The following is a 23,393-nucleotide window of genomic DNA, read 5'->3' as shown; positions in this document are numbered from 1 at the left end:
AATGGTCATTGAAGAAAGGACTGATTATTTGAAAGCTCTTTTAAAAAAATTATTGCCATTATTACTTATTGGTTCTGTTCCTTTTTCCAATTTATTCTATTGGACATTAAATAATACTCAAAGAGGAGTTTATGATCTAACTACTGATTTAGATAGATCTTTACCACTTATAAAAATTTTTATAATACCTTATATGACTTTGTGGTTTTTCTTAGCATTTTGTTTTATTTATTTATGCTTTAAGAACAGAAAAGTTTATTATAGGATTATGCTTACTTTAGTCCTATGTTATGTTGTTGCTTTTGTCACTTATTACTTTTTTCAAACAACTGTTCCAAGGCCTATTGTTACAGGGGATGATATATTCTCGAAGCTGATTTTATTTACCTATAATTCTGATGGACCATATAATTGTTTTCCAAGCATCCATGTAATTACTGCATACCTAGCTGTTAAAGGGATTAACGCTGCTAATGCTAGAAAACGTATTAAAATTCCAGTTAATATCTTAGGATTTCTCATTATTATATCCACTGAATTTGTTAAACAACACGTAATAATGGATATTTTTTTCGCAATATTCTTATGTAATGTGATATTCACTTCAATCATTTATGTAGAAGAACATTACAACCTTTATAATTCCAAAAAAGTTTATACCTTCACAAAACAAGATATTGAACAATAATACTGCTAAATCAAAAGCTGCTGAATAATTTTCAGCAGCTTTTTAACTTTATATTATAACAATTTTGTCATCTTTTAATTCTATGGATATATTTGATCCTTCACTAAATTTATTCTCAAGATAATGCTCTGCAATTTCATCTTCAATGTATTTTTGAATAGTTCTTCGAAGTGGCCTTGCACCGTATTTATCATCGTATCCTTTTTCTAATATAAAGTCCTTTACATCTTCTGAAACATGCACTGTAATTTTCTTTTCCTTTACCTCTCCTATTACTTCCATCATCATTAAATCTACTATTTTACGTAGCTCTTCCTTTTTAAGAGTGGTAAATACAATAATCTCATCTACTCTATTTAAAAATTCTGGTCTAAATGTTTCTTTTAAAGCGTCCTTTACACGTGATTCTAAGATATCATAATCACCTTGAACAAAACCAATATTACCTGAATTAAACTTAGTACCTGCATTAGACGTCATTATTATTACAGTGTTTTCAAAGGAAACAGTTCTGCCTTGACTATCTGTTAGTATTCCATCTTCAAGAATTTGAAGCAGCATATTAAATACATCCGGATGAGCCTTTTCAATTTCATCTAAAAGAATCACTGAATATGGCTTTCTTCTGACTTTTTCAGTTAATTGTCCACCCTGATCATATCCTATATACCCTGGTGGTGCACCAATTAGCTTCGAAACTGTATGTTTTTCCATGTATTCAGACATATCTATACGAATTAATGACTCCTCACTTCCAAAAAGCTCACAAGATAGTGCTTTAACTAGCTCTGTTTTTCCAACTCCTGTTGGTCCTACAAAAATAAAAGAAGATGGCTTTTTCTTTTTTCTAAATCCGGAACGATTCCGCCTAATTGCTCTAGATAAGCTTATAATAGCTTCATTTTGACCTATAACTCGTTTGTGTAGCCTACCTTCCAAATTTAATAGCTTTTTCGCTTCTTTTTCTGTAATTTTTTTAATTGGAATTCTAGTCCATGACTCAATCACAAAAGCAATATCCTCTAGAGTAATTTGAACATCACTATATTTTTCTTGAGTTTCGTTAATATCTTCTTTTACTTTGCATAGCTTCATCCTATATTCTGCAGCCTTTTCAAAATTTCCGGCAACCTCAGCTTCCTTCTTTCCATTTTGAATTTTTTCTGATTCCTCTTTTAATTCTGCAAGTTCGACAAGACCTTTATTTTTTAAATTAGCTCTAGAACCGGCCTCATCAATAACATCAATGGCTTTATCTGGCAGAAATCTTTCTGTTATGTATCTTTCAGATAAATTTACAACTTCTTCAATTACTTCATCAGATATTTTAACTTTATGGTATTCTTCATAGTAGCCTCTTATTCCTTTTAAAATTTCTATTGTCTCAGCTATACTAGGTTCCTCAACTAGGACTGGCTGAAATCTTCTCGCGAGTGCTGCGTCTTTTTCTATATATTTTCTATATTCCTCCAATGTAGTAACTCCAATAACTTGTATTTCCCCCTTGGCCAAAGCTGGCTTCAAAATATTTGCTGCATTCATTGCACCCCCCTGAACCTCACCAGCACCCATAATATTGTGCACCTCATCAATAACTAATATTATATTTCCATTTTCCTTAGCTTCTTCAATAATTGACTTCATGCGGCTTTCAAATTGCCCTCTAAATTGTGTACCTGCAACCACCGCAGTTAAATCAAGCAGGTAAACTTCCGCATTAAATAATTTTTCTGGAACTTGTTTTTCTACAATTCTTACAGCTAACCCTTCTGCAATAGCTGTTTTACCAACACCTGCTTCTCCAATTAATATTGGATTATTTTTGCTTCTCCTATTTAAAATCTGTACCACTCTATCGATTTCTTTATCCCGTCCAACAACCTTGTCGACGCCATTTTGATTTGCTTTGTTAGTTAGATTTATACCATATGTATCTAAATTCTTTCGCTTCTTTTTAAACCAATTCTTTTTTGATTTATCTTCAGCTGTTTCTTTAATCTTTGATGAGATTTGACCTTCATCCTCTATAAAATCACTATTTTCATCAACAGGTGAAAATAATCCATTAAAAATATTACCAATGGTCTTTTTTTTATCACCATTCTCAATATCCATATTGGGAGCATTTAAATCCTCAAGATCTATATCCTCTAAATTCATATTTTTGAACATATTACCCATTTGTTCATTTAAGTTTTCAATATCCTCTGAGGATAATCCAGCTTGTTGCACTAATTGATCCATAACTGGAATACCCCTTTTTTTAGCACACTCTATGCATAATCCTATAGTTTCGGTTTTTCCATTCTCAATTCTTGATGTTAATATCATTGCAATATTTTTTTTACATATTTCACATAACTTCATATAAATCATCTCCATATTTTATGTTGTATACAATATTATAACAGTATATCATCTTTCAATAGAATTTGTTCGATATATTCTGATTGTTTATTTCTCATTAATAGAATAACTGCTCCTTATTATTTTAACTCTTTTACTTTTCTATTTTATTCTACTATTATACATATATTCCTTTTTATTGTAGTGCTGTTTTTCCTGCAATTTGAAATATCTTAGCTAATCATTAACTTTTCTATTAATTCGTTCATTTCTTGTAACGTAAGCTCTGAAGCTATTATTTTCGCAACAGTCCTTGTATACTGCTCATCCAAGAGTTCTACTTCTTTTTTATTTAATTCTAAAACAATTGTAGAATTAACTTTCATTTATAATCCTCCAAATAAACTATTATATTATAGTATGCATCTTTAACCTTAGTGTTACGTAATCATGTATATACCTATATATATTTAATTATATACATGATTACGTAATATTATTTTTCTAAAATACATATCTTTATTTTGTGAAGAAATTATAGTTTATAGAATATATCATAATTATTTATAATGCTTATATAAGCTTTTATAAATTTTATAAATCAATTATTAAGGAGTAATAAATTGAAAATTGCCGCTATATACTCCAGAAAATCAAAAATCACAGGAAAAGGCGAATCGATAATTAACCAAATTGAATTATGTAAACATGAATGCAATCATTTAGAAATCGAAAAATTTATAATATATGAGGACGAAGGTTTTTCAGGAAAAAATATCAAAAGGCCTCAGTTTCAAAAAATGCTCATTGATGCAAGGGAAAAAAAATTTCATGTACTAATTTGTTATAGACTGGATAGAATTAGTAGGAATATCTCTGATTTTACTACTCTTATAAATGAATTAGATAGTTTACACATTAGCTTTATAAGTGTTAATGAACAGTTTGATACATCAACCCCTATGGGCCGTGCCATGATGTATATTGCATCTGTTTTTGCGCAGCTAGAACGTGAAACTATTGGTGAAAGGGTTCGTGACAATATGTTAGAACTCGCTAAAAGTGGAAGATGGTTAGGAGGTCAAACCCCTTTGGGGTATGAAAGTAGAAAACTATCCTATTTGGATGGTGACTTTAGAGAAAAATCTATGTATACATTATCACCCATAAAAAAGGAATTAGATGTAGTAAAAATTATTTATGATAAATATCTACAGTATAAATCTATTAGCCAGGTTTTTATTTTCATCTTTAAAAAGAATATTAAAACAAAAAACGGCGCTGACTTTAATAAGAAAAGGATTCAACTTATATTAAGAAACCCCCTTTACGTTAGAGCAAATGAAGCTGTTATGAATCACCTTCAGCTTATTGGCATGAATGTAATGGGAAAAGCTAATGATAAACAAGGTATTATAACTTATAATAAGAGTAAAGGTGCTAGGATTAAACGAGATATAACTGAATGGATAGCTGCTATTTCTAAACACGAAGGAATTATTGATGCTTTCAATTGGCTTAAGGTTCAACAAATATTAGATGATAATAAAAACAAGGCACCACGGCTCGGAACCTCTGCAGCAGCATTACTTACCGGAATTTTAAAATGTTCTAAATGTGGTAAAAGTATGATTGTTAAACATGGTCATATTAGTGCAACAACTAATAAAAAAATCCAGTATTATGTTTGTAGTACTAAAGATTATTCAAAAGGCGAGCGATGTAATAATCCTAATGTACGCGTAGATGAACTCGAAAAGGTAGTTATAGATAATTTAAAAAATATCACAATTTCAAGAAATATTTTATTAGAGGAGTTAAATAAAATAAAATGCGAACTATCAAAAACTAATTTGGTACAATCTGAAATAGAGAGTTTATCATCACAAATAAATATAAAACAAGATCAAATAGATATTCTAGTAAATCAATTATCTTTGGACAATGAAATATCCAAATATATAAGGCCTCAAATTTACAAATTAGGAATTGAATTAGAAAAATTAAGTGTTAAATATAAAGACTTAGCCTCTACTTCCTATAAATTTAAAAATAATAATCCGATTGTAGATAAATTTTTAAATTCTTCAAATAGCTTTTCATCAATAATGGATATCTTAGATTTTAATAACAAACGCTTATTAATTAATAATATTGTAAACTCAATATACTGGGATGGCGCTAGAGGCATTGTAAAAATTAAAACACTAAACTGATTATCGCAGTTTAGTGTGGCAAGGACAAAATTCACTTCCTACATCAATGCAATCGTAGGGTTCATAACTCATCATTCTAACCTCCTAAAGTACTATACTATTAAAATATTTGAAATTGTGAAATTTGTTACAACTTAAATTTAATATTCATAATTAATCATTCCCACATATTAGAAAAATCTAAATTATATAAATCATTATTATCAATGAATCACCTTGAAAAATAACCAGAAATTGTATTTGTACACTGTTAAAGTTTTCTAACAAATAAGAGAGAGACTTATATTCTCTCTTATTTGTTAGGTATAATTAAATCTTTAATTTTATCAAATTCTTGTCTAACCTTATTTTTCTTTTTTATAGAATTTTTAGCCACTAAGGCTTCTGTAAATAAGAGTTTATTATTTGCATATACATCTATCCTACCAACCTCTTCCCCTTCATGTATTGGGGCATAAATCTCATTTAGTGGCTTTCTAATTTTAACTTCTATTTTTTGATTGTTTTTTACTGGAATTATAATATCTCTTTTACTTACTATTTCAACATTACCCACTCCGTCTTTTATGCTTAGATGTTCTAAAATGTCATTTTTACTGATTATTTTTTTGTATTCATAATTTTTTTCAACAAACTTACTTATTTTCTCAGTTTCCTTCCATCTAGGTGTACAATTTAGTGTAATTATAATAACATCTCTATTTTGAATTTTAACAGAAGTTACTAAACATTTACCTGCCTTTCCAGTAGATCCTGTTTTTACTCCTGTTGAATTTGGTAAAAGATATAAAATTTTATTTATATTGTGGTAACTTCTAGTAAAGTTATTCTGTTTACCATCCACATCTTTAGATCCTACTATATCATTAAAAAATTTAATTTCTTTTGCCTTTGCAGTAACTAAAGCTAAATCATACGCTGTAGAATAGTGATTTGCACTGTCTAACCCGTGAGGAGACTCAAAGTTGCTATTCAATAATCCAATTTCTAAAGCATACTCATTCATAAGCTTTGAAAACTCATCAACACTTCCACTAATTCCTTCAGCAATTGCAATTGCGGCGTCATTTCCAGATCTCAACAAGAGTCCATACAACAATTCTTTTAAGGTTACTTCCTCGCCTTTTTTTAATCCTATTTCTGAACCGCGTATAGATGCTGCTTTCTCTGATACAATTATTTTCTTGTTTAAATCTCCACATTTTATTGCTACAAGCGCCGTTAGTATTTTTGTAGTACTTGCAATTTCAATTGGTGTATATGCATTTTTTTCATATAAAACAATTTTCGAATCAGCATCTATTGCTATAGCACTTATAGCATTAACATATAAATCCTCTGCAAAAACATTTTCAACAAATGACGAAAATAGAAAAAACAAACTTAAACATAATGATAAATATACTTTAAAATTTTTTCTCATTATTTCACCTCTCTTAAATTTGAATATTATATACACAAGTTGATATTTTTATAAATTATTGGACATAATACCAGTTATTAGATAGATTGGGAGGTTAAGATGTTTAAATGTATAATAGTATTTCTTTTAACTATAATAATTATATTATTTCCAATCCATTTAAAAATAACCCTTAAGTACTCAAACAAAATTTTGGGAATTTACATTTATAATAAGAAATTAAAGGTTAAAAAAGTTTTAAAAAATGGTAATAAAAATGATTTAAAAGGTAGCCTAAAAGAAAATTTCTTTAAGTCTTTAATTTTAAGCGATATAAAATTAATTACCTATAAAATTAAGAAATTAAAATTCAAACCAACATTAACTTTAAATACTAAACTAGAATATGGATTTGATGATGCTGCATTGGTCGCTATTTTATTTGGCTTAATTCATTCAACTTATAGTTTTTTGTATTTAATATTAACAGATTTTGTAAAAGTTAAAAATATTGATCTTAAAGTTAACCCTCATTTTAAAAAAAATGATTTTGTTATGGAAATTTCGAGTATAATTTACGTCAATTTAGCAAAAATTACTTATATAGCATTTATTATGTTAATTTGCCTTATAACCATAAAACATAACAAAATGAATATAAAAAAATATAAAGGAGGAAATATACATGGATAATCATCCAATTGAAAATTTGATGAGGAGCACGATGGAAAGCATAAAAGATATGATAGATGTGAATACCATTGTAGGAGAACCTATCCAATCATTAGATGGGACTACAATTATCCCTATTTCAAGAGTATGTTTTGGTTTTGCATCTGGAGGTAGTGAATTCAATAGTGTTACGTCTTCTGACTCAAGTAATAACTATCCTTTTGGTGGTGGTTCTGGAGCTGGAGTCACTGTTAAGCCCGTTGCATTTTTAGTTGTTAAAAACGATTCAGTAAGACTATTGCCTGTAGATCAGCAAAATACATATGATAAAATCGTTGATACTGTACCACAGGTTATCGATATTATTAAGGGTATGTTTAAAGATAGTTGTGATAAGAATACAGAATGCGAAGATAGCGATAAGTATTCTGAATAACTTCTCTTAATTGTTCAAATTATATATTAAAAATATTAACCCCACCATAATAAGAATTTTCCACTGGAAATTTTATTATAGTGGGGTTAATAAGTGTATACATCAGTTGCCTTCAAAAAATATCTACTCAGTTTGATTGCTATCAATATTTTGTTGTACTTTTTCTTTGTTAATCTCCTCTAAAGAAGGCATTTCATTTAGACTCTGAAAATCAAAATGTTTAAGAAATTCATCCGTGGTTGCATAAATAATTGGTCTTCCCGGAACATTTTTTCGTCCAGTTTCTTTAATTAATTTTTTATCTGACAATGTATAAATTGCTCTATCGCTCTTAACTCCTCTTATCTCCTCGATTTCCACTCTGGTTATGGGTTGCTTGTACGCAATTATTGCTAAAGTTTCAATAGACGCTTGAGATAAAGATTGTCTAATACTTGTCTTTAATAGCTTTTGTACATATTCACTATTGCAAGATTTTGTAACAAATTGGTATTCATCATTAGTTACTATAATTTTAATTCCTCTTTGCTCTTCTTCATATTTTGCTCTTAATTCATTTGTTAATTCTCTTGTGAAACCAATGCTACATTCTAATATATTCGCTATTTCAGTTAGCTTTAATGATTCACCGGCAACAAACAGCAATGATTCTATAATAGAAAAATATATATTTTTAGTAGAAACCTCTTCAATCTCTAATTGTTTAGTGTTAAATTCGTTCATATTCATTTACCCTTTCTAAATATATATCTTTAAAATTACTTTCTTGAATTACTATCACACTTCTAATCTTTATAAGCTCAAGTAATGCTAGAAACGTAACAATAATTTCTAACTTTGATGAATATCCATATATTAACTTTGTAAAATGAATTTTTCCAAAACATTCAAGCTCTCTTTTTAATTCCTCCATTTTATCTTCTATTTTATATTCATCTAATAGGATTTTTTTATTTATAATATTATCAGTATTCATTTTATTTATATATACTTGCATTAAATTATTGTATGAATTGTACAAATCAAGCATTGTAATATTTTTCAAAAAATCCATTTCCTTAGTGTTTTCATTATCCTCTTCAATTATTTCTGGTTTTTTACTAATCATTATACCTGTACCCTGTTCCAACACCTTTAAATTTTCAGCTATAGTTTTATATTTTCTATATTCTATCAATTTATTTAGCAATTCCTTTTCTACATCAATTTCTTCTTCTTCGCTATGATCCTCTTTATTTTTAGGCAACAAATATTTCGATTTAATTTCAATTAAAGTTGCGGCTATAACTATGAATTCTGATGTCACCTCTAAATCCATTTCCTTCATACTTTTAAGACACCCCAAATACTGATTTGTGATTTCAACAATATTGATATCATATATGTTCATCTCATTTTTCTTAATAAGATGTAATAACAAGTCAAATGGGCCTTCAAAATTAGTTACCTTTATACTTAATGGCATGTACACTCTCTCCTAAATAAATAATTTTAAAGAAATATAAGTTTTACTTTGATTTCTTTATATCAAGTCTATTCTAAGTATAATTCATCTTTGGAAAAATAACTAGTCAATTTACTAGCTTGTTTTATTTCATATTACACTTTTCAAGTCCTTTAATATTTGTAATATTCCCAATTAAGTCTGACATTTTAATTCCTAAAGTATATTATTTTATAAAAACTTAGCTTCTAAGCAAATAATTTATTGCCCAGAAGCTATATTTTTATATCTACATAAATCTGTAAACACTACTATAAAGTTTTGTTAAATCGCCTTATCAAATAAGTCTGTAAAGTTATTTTTAATATTATCCCACACTCTAGATTTTTTTATATCCCTATCGCTGTAAATAACAATCTTACCACTTAACTTATTATCGACATATATTTCACAAAATCCAATTGCGACATCCTTTTTATACTCTTTCAAACCTTCCTTCATAACAAATTTTTTAGTTATTTTATTTTTATTACCTTTTTCAAGGGTTATAAGGAAATCTTTATGTGCTTTAGCTATTAGGAACTTATCACCTTTCTTATTTAAAATTACTTTTTCTAATCCTTGATCTTTTGCTATTACTTTTTTCGTCTCAAATTTTGTAAATCCGTAATTCATTAACATGCTAGCATCTCTATTTCTTTTTGTGTAAGTTGGCGCACCCATAATTATTGCAAGCATCCTTACATTGCTTCGTGTTGCAGTCGCAGACATACAATACATTGCCTCATTTGTAAATCCAGTCTTGAGTCCATCACATCCAGCAAAGAATCTAACAAGCTTATTATGATTTACAAGACCTATAGGTGACTTTCTGCCCTCTGAAATAGTTTCCATGTAGGTTCCTGAATATTTTAATATTTTAGGATGTTTTAATAGCGCTCTAGACATAATTGAAATATCATAGGCAGTTGTAAAATGCCCTACTGCACTTAGACCAGTGCAGTTTTTGAAAGCAGTATCTTTCATATTAAGACTTTTTGCTCTTTCATTCATCATATTTACAAAAGCACCTTCACTGCCACCTAGATATTCTGCCATTGCCACTGCTGCATCATTTCCTGATGCAATGGCAATCCCTTTTAAAATTTCTTCCACGGTTCTAATTTCACCAGTTTCAAGAATCATACTACTTCCACCCATTTTTTTCGAGTTTTCACTTACGGTTATCTTATCTTGTAATTTAATCTTACCAGAATCTATGGCCTCCATAGCTAATAACATAGTCATTATTTTAGTTACTGATGCTGGTGCAAATCTCTCATGAGAATTTTTTTCATATATTATTTTGCCAGTGGATGGTTCCATTAGTAGTGCTGACTTTGCTTCTACTACAATTCCTTTATCATCCTTATTTTCTCCTTCTGCCTTAGCTGGCAGACAGAAAAACTGTGTTGTAAAAATCAACGTTAAAATTAAACATAATACGTTCCTAAAGTTCCTTTTCATATGTATCCTCCTCTTATTACTTTTCGCTAGACAAAAATGTCTGCGTTGATTAAAATTCATAACATTATTTTTACCAATTTGCATTAATATTATCACTATTTATTTATAATAAAATAAAAAAATTATTATAGTTAAAAACAAAAATAAAAACCCGCCTTCATAATTAGTGAAAGCGGATTTTTCTATATTCTATTTAAATTCTACATTGTAGTTAAATCATTTATCTTATGCTCTAGGATGAGTATTCTTATAAATTTCAGCAATTTTGCTCTTTTTAACTATAGTTGAGTAAATTTGAGTTGTAGACATACTATTATGACCTAATAGTTCTTGAACTGAGGCTATACCAGCGCCATTTTGCAATAAATGCACAGCAAATGAATGTCTTATTGTATAAGAATTTATAGCTTTTTTAATATTAGTCTTTTTAGCATACTCTTTAATAATTTTCCAATAGCCTTGCCTTGTCATTTTATCCCCTTTTATATTTAAAAAGAGTAAACTTAAATTATTTAAGTTTATAATAGATCTTGTCTTTAAATACTGCGATAGACATCTAACCGCCTGGGTACCAATAGGAATTATTCTTTCATTTTTCTTACCATTATTGCACCTTATGTATAGCAATTCTAAATTAATATCATATGTTGTTAAACTTAAAAGTTCTGAAACCTTTATGCCTGTAGCATACATTAATTCTAGCATTGCTTTATCTCTACATCCTTTAATCGTTGACTCTTCTGGTTGATTTAATAATTCATCTATCTCCTCGATAGATAGAATTTGAGGTATATTTCGTTTAATTTTTGCAATTGAAAAATAGGCTGTTGGGTCATGTTCTGCAAAATCGTTTTTAATAAGATATTTATAGTAATTTCTGATGGAAACTATACTTCTTGCTATGGAACTATTTGCACGACCTTCTTTTCTAAGATACTCAGAATATGCCATTATTGTTATGCAATCAACCGTTTTTATACTTTCATTTTTATATTCTATAAATTCAATAAAACGTTTAACATCTCGAGTGTAAGCTTCAATAGTATTTCTCGTTAGTTTATTGTTTTTTAAATTATCGCTATAGATTTTTAATAAATCATTCATAATGTATCTCCCATATTATAGAGAATATTAATATATACATACATTATACTCTAAAGAATAAATAAAATGTAAGAATATAATTATAAATTAATTTATAATTATTATCAACTAATTTGTAAACTACAACACTATTTTTGTAGATTTTTGTATTATTAATTAAATTTTGAAGCAAGTAATCCACAGCTTTAGGCAAGTAAATTCCAATTACTAGTAAAATCACAAAACATTTTATTGTTAACATTATAAAGTGCAATACATCCTTATGCTTCATTTGCTTACTGCTCCCAAATTATTAATAAGATTTTTAACAAAATGCGGTGCAATATAAGATTCTATAATTATCCCTATAAACAAGAAAATTATTATTACAATGAATATTGCACTATAATATATTATTCTGCTAGATAAACTACTTGTCCATTGTTTATTGAACTTACTCTTAAGTAGCATTATAGAAAATTCCATTGATACTACAGATGCAAAAATAATGCATGGAATATAAATTAAATTCTGAGGTATCACCCCTAGTATTGCTATACCAATGCCATTCTTTCCTAGGCCGCTAATCATAAAGCTAAAGGTAAATCCAACTGTAAATCCTTTCAATAAATCAATAATTATAATTATTGGTATCCCGACAATAGTTAAACCTAAAAACCAAAGAAAAATAATCACAGGCAGATTATTTTTAATCGATTGTAAAAATATTAATTTATAACTAATCCCACTTGTATTTGAAGGATCAATAAAATTCATCAAGTAATTTACTAAATCATTTCGTTCAAAATCCCCCATGTACTTCACACTGTAGATTCCTAAAATTATACCTGTAAATACGCAAAGAATACTTATAATATATAGCCAAAAATTTTCTTGTATATGTTTGTTTATGTTTCCCATTAAAGTATTAGATGACATAATTTTTCCCCCTTTTGTTGATCATTCTGCTTGTTTTTTAGCTATTCATAATATATTGTTAAAATTCACTTACGTTATATGTATGCTAAAATCCCCCTTATATGAATTAAATTATCACCTGCGGTGCTGCAATATTATAACTTAATTCATATTTATGATATCAAAGATGGTTATATGCATATTTAATTTACTTTACTACATAAGTGAATATTTTTTTGCCATGTCCCAGAAATCGCTAGCATTAAAATTTATGATTATAAACATACTATAAAATAAAAGGTAGGTGTTATTAAATTGAAAACTTATAGAAGATACTTATGCGTGTGTGCCTTGGCCTTATCTATTAATACTTTCGATAATAATTTAACATTTGCTATTAAAAATGACAGAATATCTCCGAATAATAAAACAGAAAAATTTCAATATGAATTACTATTTCGTATTCCATCCACTAAAAATTTTCAAGGATTAACATTTTTTGATGGACATTTTTATTGTGGCTTTGATTTAGGAGCTGGAAACGGGAAAATAATTAAATATGATATGTCAGGAAAGAAAATATGTGAAACAGCATCTATGTCTCTAGGCCATTGTGCTGAACTTGGATATAGAACCAAAACAAACAAAATTTATATTGCTAATGGTGGAGGAACTAATTTAACTCATATTTATGTTGTTGATTATACTACAAGTACAATATTAAGTAATTTAAGCTATGAACGTTTGGGAACATCAGCCTTACTTGCTATAGATAATGTCCATGATTATTTAATACTCCATACCATTTCAAGTGGAGCTGATATTGGTAATCCAACATTTACTATTATAAATTTAGCCAACATGAATGTAATAAATACTTTTAATATTGCTACGCAAGGTGTTCCACAAGGCTTAGAAACAGATGGCAAATACATTTATTTATATACAAATAATAAGATTACAATATTAAATTATGAAGGTATAATAATTGCAACTTATCATTTTAATAACCCAGGAGAAAGTGAGGGTTTAACTTTTGCTTTAGAATATGGAAAGTCCTATTTAGCTATGGGATACGCTTCTCCGAATAGAATTTATATAATAAGAAGTATGATTTTCAAAAAATAAACTCATATTTCTATATCAAAATCCCCTATGAAACTATTGGCTAATCTACTACATTTTATGAGTATCAATTATTTCCATAAAAATAAACTTATTCATTTACTTAATAAATGAATAAGTCTATTAGTTTTTGGTTTATAACTCAATATTAACTAAATAATTAACTTCGATAAAAAACAAACCGGTCTGAAACCGTCGTTATATAAGGCTAAGAAACCCTGTTTTGTAATCTTAACTTATCGGCTACCATAGCTATAAATTCACTATTGGTTGGTTTACCTTTAGCATTATGTATGGTATAACCAAATATTTTATTTATTGTTTCAACTTGACCACGTCCCCATGCTACTTCTATAGCATGCCTTATTGCTCTTTCTACCCTACTAGCAGTTGTGTTGAATTTTTTAGCAATAGATGGGTATAATTCCTTCGTCACTGCGGATAGAAGTTCAATATCATTAACTACCATAGTGATTGCTTCTCTTAGATACATGTATCCCTTAATATGAGCTGGAACGCCAATTTCATGAATTATATTTGTAATTTCAGCTTCTAAATCCATTGGTTCGTTATGATTACTTTTTCTAGTTTCAGATGTATCAATAAAAGATATTGATTTTTTGCTGTTATCACTTGAAATTGTATTATTAAACATTTGTCTTATTCTCTTTGTAAAAACTTCCATATCAAATGGTTTTACTACATAATAATCTGCTCCCAATGCAATAGCTCTTTGTGTAATCTTATCTTGCCCAACTGCAGATAATACTATTATTTTTGGTATTGGTTCAAGGTCCATACTACCCAATCTTTCTAGTACCCCAAGACCATCTAAATGTGGCATTATTATGTCTAATACTACCAAATCAGGCTTTCTCTCTTTTATTAACTTAAGAGCTTCTATTCCATCTTTTGCAATACCTGTAACCATAATATCTCTTTGGCTTAATAAATAATCATTTAAAATATTGCAAAATTCTTTATTATCATCTGCAATAAGCACACTAATTCTAGCTTCTTCCATATTATAACTCCCCTTTATAAATAAATTCCCATATCTTAACAAATATTAATTCGACAAAAGAATTACAATTCCTTCTTATATTAAGAAAATTTACAAATAAATAATTATTTATCATTATTTATCATTTTTTATAAAATAAAGGATAGCATCCGCTATCCTTTATTGCTTAATATCTATTTTAACCCCTTTTTTTAAATAATGCTAGTTAATTTGATAAAATACCTGCATCTTTCAACATCCATTCTATATATATTCCATATCCTAAATCAGGTTTATTAATTAAAACATGGGTTACCGCACCAATAATCTTATCATTCTGAATTATTGGACTACCACTCATACCTTGCACTATGCCGCCAGTTTTTTCTAGAAGCCTAGGATCTGTAATTTTAATGACCATACTTTTCGATCCGGATTTATTTTGAGGTAATAGTTTCTGAATTTCTATTTGAAACAATTGTGGTTCACTACCATTTATAGTGGTTAAAATTTGAGCTTTTCCTTCTTTAATTTCATTTCTTAGTCCTATTTTCATAGGTTTACTAAATTTATTATTTATAAGACTTTTAGTTCCTTCTCCAAATATACCACATTCAGTATTTTTGGTTATTTGACCTTTTATTTTGCTTTCATCTATGAAAAGTCCTCTTAACTCTCCTGGAGTTCCTCTTGTTCCTTTTTTTACTGATACAATATTAGATGATATAATCACACCATTATTAACATTCAATATTGTTCCGGCATCAGCATCTGTAATAGGATGACCTAACGCAGCAAATTTTTTAGTTTTATCATCATATAACGTTAATGTTCCTACACCAGCAGTTGAGTCGCGTACCCATAAACCAATTTTTTGTTTTCCATCTTCTGAATCAATAGTTGGTTTAATTTTAACTTGAAAAAATGTTAAATCATTTTTACGTTGTAATTTAAGAGTGAGTTCTGTATTTTTTTCTTTATTTATAAATCTTATTACATCTTCTGCATGATTTATTTCAACATTATTTATACTTATTATACTATCACCTATTTGTACACCTGCATTTGCGGCAGGACTTGGTGTTTTACCATTTATACCTTGAATATCAGATAAAGCTACTACTAAAACACCTTTAGTATTCAATTTAACACCAATTGGTTGTCCTCCTGGATAAACCATTAAATCTGATTTGTCTTTTATAAATGTTGATTCAACTTCTAAGCTATTTTCTAAATTAACTTTTTTCTCATTTTTCTTTTTATTATTTATATCTGGTTTATTAAGAATAATGTCTTTATCGTCTTTTACTTTTACAAGTTTGTTAGAATATAATGTTTCCATTGGTCTATCATATGCTGCAACAATTTTATTTTGGACTTTAAGATACGCACTTAAAGCAATTATTACTACTAAAGGTGTTATAATCCAACATATTATATTTAACCTTTTCTTCATAAGCTTTACCTCCTTTTCTCTTATATTTATAACTTTAAGTTACCCTCGAATTCTCCATATTATGCTATAACATTAATTCAAAAATAGTCAAAGACATAGATTCAAAACTAATTTATACTAAATTAAAAAAATTACCCTCTATTGCAATTATTTTTACATTTTTATTAATTATACAAACTTAGAGGCTTTATACTTTAGGTTAAAAAAAACGAAAAAAATAAAGCCATAAAATTATGACTTTACTTTTCCCTATTAACCTATTTTTATAACTATGCTAACCTAAATAACAAAATTAATATTTTTTTTGTTTCTTTGCCATATTTATCATTTCTTTAGAATTTTCCAAGGTTAATTTAGTAACCTGTGTACCACCAATCATTCTAGCTATTTCTTGTTGCTTTTCTTCATCATTCATTTTTATAACATTGGTATAAGTTTTATTTTTTAAAACATTTTTAGATATTAAATAATTTGTATCTGCCATACTAGCTATTTGGGGCAAATGTGTTACACAAAGGATTTGATGGTTTAATGATATTGAATACATCTTTTCTGCAACACATTGCGCGATTCTACCACTAATACCAGTGTCTATTTCATCAAATATAACAGTAGGTATTTCATCCTTATTAACGAATACAGTTTTGAGTGCAAGCATTATACGTGATAATTCCCCACCAGACACAATATTTTCTAATGGATTTAGTGGTTCTCCAGGATTAGTAGATATACAAAATTGAACTTTATCACAGCCATTTTCATAAAATTCATTTACGAGTTTTACTTCTATGTAGAACTCACTTTTTTCAAGGCCAATATAATTTAATTCATCTTTTATTTTACCTTGGAGTTTTTTTGCTGTATCAGATCTAATTTCATGAATCTGATCTGCTATAATTTTCATTTCACGCTCAAGAGCTATTTTTTCTTTTTTAAGAACAATGATTATATCACTACTATTAATTAATTCTTCATATTCAATTTGGATTTTTTCTTTATATTCATAAATTTCCTCAATGGTAGGTGCATACTTCTTCTTACAAGTGTTAATCAGGCTTATTCGACTATTCATATACTCTAATTCTTTTTCATCATAATAAATTGTCTCTTTTAAGTTTCTTAAATCCGTAATATTTTCCTCTATATTAAAATAGCTTTCTTCTATAGAGTCTGCAATTAATTTTATTTTTTCCATGTGCTTTTCTATACTTCTTAATTCCCTAATAGCCATAGCTAAATTATAAAAAACCGAAGTATTTTCCTCATCACTGGTATCTAATAATGCATAACTTTTTGATAAATGTTTTTCCAAATTTTCTGCATTGCTAATGATTGCATATTTTTCTAAAAGATCCTGGTCTTCACCAATTTTGAGATTGGCGCTTTTAATTTCTTCTAACTGGTAATTCAAGAAATCGATTCTTTTTTCTCGCTGTCCTTCATTTCCTTCAAGTTTATTAATTCTATTTTTGATTGTAGTCATTCTTACATATTTCTCATTATATCCCACAAGAACCTTATGAATTTTATCAGTTCCAAAGGAATCCACATAAAATATATGATTGACTTTATCTAATAAATTATGATTATCATGTTGACCATGAATATCCAATAAATTTTTACTAATATACTTAACCTTTGAGAGTAGCAATGATTTACCATTAACTTTTGCAATACTTTTCCCAGATTGAAAAGTTTCGCGACTTATAAATACCATGTCCTCATAATCAATATCCATCTCATCTAAAGCATTTTTGTTATTTTTAGTATCAATGCTAAATATTGCCTCAACATAAGTTTTGTTTTCACCTGTCCTGATTAAGTTCTTATTGAATTTACCCCCTAATACATAATTTATAGCATCAATTAAAATTGATTTTCCCGCTCCTGTTTCACCAGAAAGGACATTAAATCCTTTTTCAAAATTAATACTTAACTTTTCAATTAGGGCAAAATTCATAATATTTAATTGTAGGAGCATACTACCTCCTCCTATTCACTAATCATTTTTTTAATTTTTTGGATTATCTCTTTTGTCTCTTCTTCTTTTCTAACTAAAATAAATATAGTATTATCTCCAGCTATAGTACCTACAATACCATTGAACTTTAAAGAATCTAAAGCTTCAGCAGCAGCAGCTCCAGCTCCAGAAATCGTTTTTAATACTATAAAATTATCTACATGGTCAACATAAAGAACTGTTTGAGAAAAAATATTAACCAATTTATTTGATAAAAAGGTATCTGCCGGAGAACTAGTTGCATACTTGTGACTTCCATGTGCATTCATAACCTTAATTAATTTCAATTCCTTTATGTCTCTCGATACAGTTGCTTGAGTAATATCAAATCCATTGTTTTTTAGTTCTTCTGCTAACTGCTCCTGAGTTTCAATCTCATTAGCTTGGATAATCTCAATTACTTTTGCATGACGTGAAATCTTCATTTTTTTCTCCCTCACAATCCATTGTTCTAGAAATTATTTTTTTTCTCAAAATTTCAAAATAATTATAATCATTAAATTTAACCAATCTACACTTCTTATTTGAAACACTTACTAATATTTTCTCATAGTTATTTAGCTTTATTGCCCGTTGTCCATCTAATGTCAAAAATATGCTTTCATGTTCACTTTTTATATTTATAGATATTTCACTTTTACAGTCCAGCACTATAGTTCTCATATATAAAGATAATGGGCAAATAGGAGTTACAGCTATAACATCTAAGTTAGGATAAATTATAGGCCCTCCTGCAGATAATGAATATGCTGTAGACCCTGTTGGCGTAGATATTATAAGCCCATCCCCTGTAAACTCAATGTAAAACTTATTATCTATGTGTAATTCATATTTAACAACTCTCGCTAGTGTTCCCTTTGATACAATTATATCATTTAAAGCAGTATATTCTTCAGTTTTATCTCGATATGGCAAAGTGCAATTAAGCATCATTCTGTCTTCTACATAATAATCATCTTCACTAAATCTTTTCATAGCATTTTCAAACTCTAGTAACTCCACACTAGAAAGAAATCCCAAATTGCCTATATTCACACCTAAAATTGGGATATTAGAGTTGTTTAAATTTCGCGATGTTCTTAAAATAGTTCCATCTCCACCTAAAGCAATAATAATATCTAAATCGTTATATTTTATATTTTCAAGGCCAATGGAATCTTTAAATACAAATATGTTAGTATCATCTATATACTTACTAATAATATTTTTTACATACTTACTTATTTTCCCATCTTCATCCTTAGTTGTATTTATATTAATGCCAATTTTTTTCATATTCCCTCCTTGCCGCCTTCTATATCATATATCAACTATTATTTTTATCCTCGCTTACCCTATTTAAATCTTTATGAGCTTCACTAACTATGTGAGTTATATTATCTTCAATATAATTCACATAGTTCTCTTTAGATTTTGTAAAATAAATTAAATATTCAATATTCCCATTAGGTCCTTTTATCGATGAGTAATTAACATTAATAACCTTTACATCTAGACATCTCAGAAAGTTTAAAACTCTAACTATTACCTTTACATGTTCACTAGGTTTTTTAACCACACCTTTTTTATTTACGATGCCTACCCCTACTTCAAATTGTGGCTTTAATAGTGCTACAACGCTACCATCATTTTTTAATAGGTTAAGTAAATTGGGAATAACTTTTTCCAGGGATATAAATGATACATCAATACTTGCAAAATCGGCAAGTTCTCCTATACTATCTACATTTAAATATCTTATGTTTGTATTTTCCATGGATACTACTCGCACGTCGCCTCTCAATTTATCACCTAACTGATTTGTTCCAACATCTATAGCGTATACCTTGCATGCTCCATGTTGAAGCATGCAATCTGTAAACCCGCCTGTAGATGCGCCTATATCTAGGCAAACTTTATCTTTAAGTTCAATATCGAAAGAATTTATAGCCTTTTGAAGCTTTAATCCACCCCTGCTTACATAAGGAATATCTTCTCCTATGAATTCAATACTAGATGATATATCTACTTTTTTCCCACATTTAGTAGTCATAATACCATCCACAAATATATTTCCGGAAATTATATTTTCCTTTGCTCTTTCTCTTGAAAATAGAACTCCCCTTTTAACTACAAGAACATCTAATCTTTGTTTATCTTCTAACATAAAAAACTCCTTAAGACTCCACTAAAGTGCATTATTTAAACTAACCCTAAAATACTTTCAAAAATTCCATCTACATCTAGTTTATGTAATTTATACAGTATGTCAACTGTTCCGTGAGGAATAAACTCATCTTTAAATCCTAAATTAATGACCCTTGTTTTTGTCGTAAGTGAATTCACATATTCTAGTACTAAAGAACCTAATCCCCCATGCACAAGATTATCCTCTATAGTTACTAAAGAATATTTTTTATTCACTAGCTCTAAAAGTAGTTCTTTATCAATAGGTTTAATAAAACACGCATTAATTACAGTAGCTTCTATTCCCATATTGTTTAATTTTTCTCTAACCAATATAGCATTTTGAACCATTTTACCTGTAGCTATAAAGGCTATTTTTCCTCCGCCTAAAAGGGTTTCCCATTTCCCCCTCTTAAAGTTTTCAATAGGAGACATTTTAACATTGCAATTATCCCCACCCCTTGGGTATCTTATAGCAATTGGGTAATCTTGTTTAACTGCAAAAGTTAACATTGACTTCAATTCACTTATACATTTTGGAGCCATAATTGTCATATTGGGAATATGAGATAAATATGATAAATCAAATACTCCTTGATGTGTTTCTCCATCGGCTCCAACAATGCCCGCTCTATCTATAGCAAAAATAACAGGTAACTTTTGAATGCATACATCATGTACAATTTGGTCATAAGCTCTCTGAAGAAAAGTTGAGTAAACCGCAAAAATAGGTTTTAAACCTTGCGATGCCATTCCTGCTGCCATAGTAACTGCATGTTGCTCCGCAATTCCTACATCAAAAAATCTATTAGGAAACTGTTTTGAAAACATTTCTAGGCCAGTACCCTCAGGCATGGCAGCTGTTATTGCCACTATATTTTTGTTCTCCTTTGCAAGGCTTACAATCTGCTCCCCAAATCCATCAGAGTAACTTTTCTTAGAACTACCACATAGCTCTCCAATTAAGGGGTTAAATGGACCTACGCTATGGTATTTACGTGGCTGGTTTTCAGCAAATTTATAACCCTTGCCCTTTTTAGTTATAACATGAATAATCACTGGTCCGTCTATTTCTTTAGCTAGCTTCAATACCTTGCTTACCTCTTTAATATCATGTCCATCTATAGGTCCTAAATATTTAATACCCATATGCTCAAAGAGCATCCCTGGCACAATAACCTGCTTAATTCCATTTTTAATCTTTTGAATTGAACTAACCATACCGTCTCCTACGCTAGGAATTTTTCTAAGCGTAGAATTTATTTCTTTTTTTATTCTATTATAAGTTGGGTCAATTCTAAATTGGCTTAGGTACTTAGACATGCCTCCAACATTTTTAGAAATAGACATTTGATTATCATTAAGCACAATAATCATTTTAGTTTTCCTAAAGCCTATATCATTTAATGCCTCAAAAGACATACCTCCTGTAAGTGCACCATCACCTATTACCGAAATAACGTTATAATCTTCCTTTTGTAAATCTCTAGCCCTTGCAATGCCCAGCCCTGCAGAAATAGAAGTACTACTATGTCCTGATTCAAATATATCATATTTGCTTTCTTCTTTTTTAGGAAAACCACTTAATCCACCGAAATTTCTAAGTGCATCAAATTTATCTTTTCTTCCTGTAAGAATTTTATGTACATAAGATTGGTGACCCACATCCCATATTAATTTGTCTTTATCCAAATTAAAAACATTGTATAAACTTAATGTTAATTCTACTACACCTAAATTAGAAGCTAAATGTCCTCCAGTTTTAGATACTTTTTCAATTAGAAAACTTCTAATTTCTCCTGCAAAAACATTCAACTCTTGTATAGACATTTTTTTCACTGAATTTATGTCATTAAAATCATCTAAAATTTTACTCATATACATCTATCCTCTTTTATTAATTATATTATCATACCCACATTTATGGAGATATTATATCATATAATAATATTTAATTCAAAAGCTGTTTCGACTTAAAATACAATTTAATGACATTTAAGGTGTAGTTCATTAATCAAAGAATATTAGTAAATTTTCAATATTCCCTTTTTAATAAAAATTCCGTCATTTCTTCTAAATACTTTGTATTCACCTTAAGATTTTTTAATATCTCAAAACACTCTTCGCTTAAATCATTACACTTTTCCTTACATTTTTCCAAACCATACATGGTTATAAAAGTAGTTTTATTATTACACTCGTCGCTTTTTACATTTTTACCTAAAACACTAACATCTCCAATTACATCTAATATATCATCCTTAATTTGAAATGCCAAACCTAATTTGTCACCATACTCTTTTAATTCACTTAACTCTTCTTCACTGGCATTGCCTAAGATAGCACCACATATTATTGCTACTTTAATTAGTTCTCCAGTTTTATTTCTATGCATATACAGAAGTTCTTCCTCTGATATTGCGATGCCTTCACTTAAAATATCACAGATTTGTCCAGCTATCATCCCCTGAGCTCCAGAAGCTTTTGCTATGAAGGCACTTGCCTTAATTTTATTTAAACTTCCATCTAAACATTGATTTAGCATTATAATCATAGCTTCATTTAATAATCCATCTCCTGCGAGTATTGCAATTGCCTCTCCATAAATTTTGTGATTTGTAGGCTTCCCTCTGCGCAAATCATCGTTATCCATACTGGGCAGATCGTCATGAATAAGGGAATATGTATGAATCATTTCAAGGGCCGCTGCAAAAGGTAAAATATCTCTATAATCTTCCTTGTACATATTGTATGTAAGAATCATTAAAATCGGTCTGACTCTTTTCCCACCGACTTTTATACTATAAATCATCGATTCGAAATTTCTATTGTCAATTTCTGGTTTATTATCAAAATAATCATTTATCCAGTGTTCTACTACATCTTTTAGCAATTTTATATTCATTATATCC

General features: G+C 28.8%; 22 protein-coding genes. 5 read left to right on the top strand and 17 right to left on the bottom strand.

Translation table 11 applies throughout. The annotated features are described in order from the left end of the window. Position 1: 1 nt before the first annotated feature. Positions 2-688 (top strand): phosphatase PAP2 family protein, encoded by a 687-nt coding sequence (locus KTC92_RS01465; protein WP_220285916.1) that lies wholly within the window; start codon positions 2-4, stop codon positions 686-688. Between the two features lie 48 nt (positions 689-736). Here the strand turns inward: KTC92_RS01465 and KTC92_RS01460 are convergent, their stop codons facing one another. Then, entirely contained in the window at positions 737-3,055 is a 2,319-nt protein-coding gene (locus KTC92_RS01460; RefSeq protein WP_165414968.1) for an ATP-dependent Clp protease ATP-binding subunit, read from the bottom strand. A 212-nt stretch (positions 3,056-3,267) separates the two neighbouring features. Continuing rightward, a complete protein-coding gene (locus tag KTC92_RS01455) occupies positions 3,268-3,420 on the bottom strand; it encodes a hypothetical protein (RefSeq protein ID WP_165414967.1) in 153 nt (50 codons plus the stop codon). Between the two features lie 237 nt (positions 3,421-3,657). Between KTC92_RS01455 and KTC92_RS01450 the strand changes: the two genes are divergently transcribed. After that, a complete protein-coding gene (locus KTC92_RS01450) occupies positions 3,658-5,250 on the top strand; it encodes a recombinase family protein (RefSeq protein WP_220285917.1) in 1,593 nt (530 codons plus the stop codon). Between the two features lie 292 nt (positions 5,251-5,542). Here KTC92_RS01450 and KTC92_RS01445 read toward each other — a convergent pair whose 3' ends face one another. Continuing rightward, on the bottom strand, positions 5,543-6,673 hold the full coding sequence (locus KTC92_RS01445) for a D-alanyl-D-alanine carboxypeptidase family protein (protein WP_220285918.1): 1,131 nt from the start codon (positions 6,671-6,673) through the stop codon (positions 5,543-5,545). Positions 6,674-6,772: 99 nt separating this feature from the next. Between KTC92_RS01445 and KTC92_RS01440 the strand changes: the two genes are divergently transcribed. Then, on the top strand, positions 6,773-7,345 hold the full coding sequence (locus KTC92_RS01440) for a DUF2953 domain-containing protein (RefSeq protein WP_220285919.1): 573 nt from the start codon (positions 6,773-6,775) through the stop codon (positions 7,343-7,345). Then, positions 7,338-7,760, top strand: coding sequence for a GerW family sporulation protein (gene ytfJ, locus KTC92_RS01435; protein ID WP_216302519.1), 423 nt, complete (start codon positions 7,338-7,340; stop codon positions 7,758-7,760). Before KTC92_RS01440 ends, ytfJ begins: the two co-directional genes overlap by 8 nt. Before the next feature lie 123 nt (positions 7,761-7,883). Here the strand turns inward: ytfJ and scpB are convergent, their stop codons facing one another. The 6 genes from scpB to spoIIM form a co-directional block, all read right to left on the bottom strand. Continuing rightward, entirely contained in the window at positions 7,884-8,483 is a 600-nt protein-coding gene (gene scpB / locus KTC92_RS01430) for an SMC-Scp complex subunit ScpB (protein ID WP_165412060.1), read from the bottom strand. Next, on the bottom strand, positions 8,470-9,225 hold the full coding sequence (locus KTC92_RS01425) for a segregation/condensation protein A (protein ID WP_216302517.1): 756 nt from the start codon (positions 9,223-9,225) through the stop codon (positions 8,470-8,472). Before KTC92_RS01425 ends, scpB begins: the two co-directional genes overlap by 14 nt. Before the next feature lie 303 nt (positions 9,226-9,528). Then, positions 9,529-10,710, bottom strand: a complete 1,182-nt coding sequence (locus tag KTC92_RS01420; RefSeq protein WP_216302516.1) for a D-alanyl-D-alanine carboxypeptidase family protein — start codon at positions 10,708-10,710, stop codon at positions 9,529-9,531. A 225-nt stretch (positions 10,711-10,935) separates the two neighbouring features. Beyond that, positions 10,936-11,814 carry a tyrosine recombinase gene (locus KTC92_RS01415; protein ID WP_216302515.1) on the bottom strand — a complete coding sequence of 293 codons (879 nt, stop codon included), beginning with the start codon at positions 11,812-11,814 and terminating at the stop codon, positions 10,936-10,938. 43 nt (positions 11,815-11,857) lie between these two features. Continuing rightward, the gene (locus KTC92_RS01410) at positions 11,858-12,085 is read right to left on the bottom strand and encodes an endonuclease III (protein WP_220285920.1); all 228 of its coding nucleotides are present in this window, start codon (positions 12,083-12,085) and stop codon (positions 11,858-11,860) included. After that, on the bottom strand, positions 12,082-12,732 hold the full coding sequence (gene spoIIM, locus KTC92_RS01405) for a stage II sporulation protein M (protein WP_165412064.1): 651 nt from the start codon (positions 12,730-12,732) through the stop codon (positions 12,082-12,084). Before spoIIM ends, KTC92_RS01410 begins: the two co-directional genes overlap by 4 nt. Positions 12,733-13,026: 294 nt before the next feature. Between spoIIM and KTC92_RS01400 the strand changes: the two genes are divergently transcribed. Further along, the gene (locus KTC92_RS01400) at positions 13,027-13,839 is read left to right on the top strand and encodes a hypothetical protein (RefSeq protein WP_220285921.1); all 813 of its coding nucleotides are present in this window, start codon (positions 13,027-13,029) and stop codon (positions 13,837-13,839) included. A 205-nt stretch (positions 13,840-14,044) separates the two neighbouring features. Here the strand turns inward: KTC92_RS01400 and spo0A are convergent, their stop codons facing one another. From spo0A to KTC92_RS01360, 8 genes are all read right to left on the bottom strand, one after another. Then, positions 14,045-14,860, bottom strand: a complete 816-nt coding sequence (gene spo0A, locus KTC92_RS01395; RefSeq protein ID WP_165412066.1) for a sporulation transcription factor Spo0A — start codon at positions 14,858-14,860, stop codon at positions 14,045-14,047. A gap of 205 nt (positions 14,861-15,065) precedes the next feature. Further along, positions 15,066-16,295, bottom strand: a complete 1,230-nt coding sequence (gene spoIVB / locus KTC92_RS01390; RefSeq protein WP_216302514.1) for a SpoIVB peptidase — start codon at positions 16,293-16,295, stop codon at positions 15,066-15,068. Positions 16,296-16,587: 292 nt separating this feature from the next. Further along, entirely contained in the window at positions 16,588-18,276 is a 1,689-nt protein-coding gene (gene recN, locus KTC92_RS01385) for a DNA repair protein RecN (protein WP_220285922.1), read from the bottom strand. An 11-nt stretch (positions 18,277-18,287) separates the two neighbouring features. Further along, positions 18,288-18,740 (bottom strand): arginine repressor, encoded by a 453-nt coding sequence (locus tag KTC92_RS01380; protein ID WP_165412069.1) that lies wholly within the window; start codon positions 18,738-18,740, stop codon positions 18,288-18,290. After that, a complete protein-coding gene (locus KTC92_RS01375; RefSeq protein ID WP_165412070.1) occupies positions 18,709-19,590 on the bottom strand; it encodes an NAD(+)/NADH kinase in 882 nt (293 codons plus the stop codon). Before KTC92_RS01375 ends, KTC92_RS01380 begins: the two co-directional genes overlap by 32 nt. A 31-nt stretch (positions 19,591-19,621) precedes the next feature. Next, complete coding sequence (locus KTC92_RS01370; protein WP_216302512.1) at positions 19,622-20,461, bottom strand: TlyA family RNA methyltransferase; 840 nt, start codon at positions 20,459-20,461, stop codon at positions 19,622-19,624. Positions 20,462-20,496: 35 nt separating this feature from the next. Further along, positions 20,497-22,359: a 1-deoxy-D-xylulose-5-phosphate synthase gene (dxs, locus tag KTC92_RS01365; protein ID WP_216302511.1), complete on the bottom strand. Its 1,863-nt coding sequence runs from the start codon at positions 22,357-22,359 to the stop codon at positions 20,497-20,499. A gap of 157 nt (positions 22,360-22,516) precedes the next feature. Then, the gene (locus KTC92_RS01360) at positions 22,517-23,389 is read right to left on the bottom strand and encodes a polyprenyl synthetase family protein (protein WP_216302557.1); all 873 of its coding nucleotides are present in this window, start codon (positions 23,387-23,389) and stop codon (positions 22,517-22,519) included. Between the last annotated feature and the right edge of the window lie 4 nt (positions 23,390-23,393).

It is taken from the genome of Clostridium sp. CM027 (assembly GCF_024730565.1).
Lineage (GTDB): Bacteria > Bacillota > Clostridia > Clostridiales > Clostridiaceae > Clostridium_AD > Clostridium_AD estertheticum_B.
This window is presented reverse-complemented; position numbering and strand designations above follow the sequence as displayed.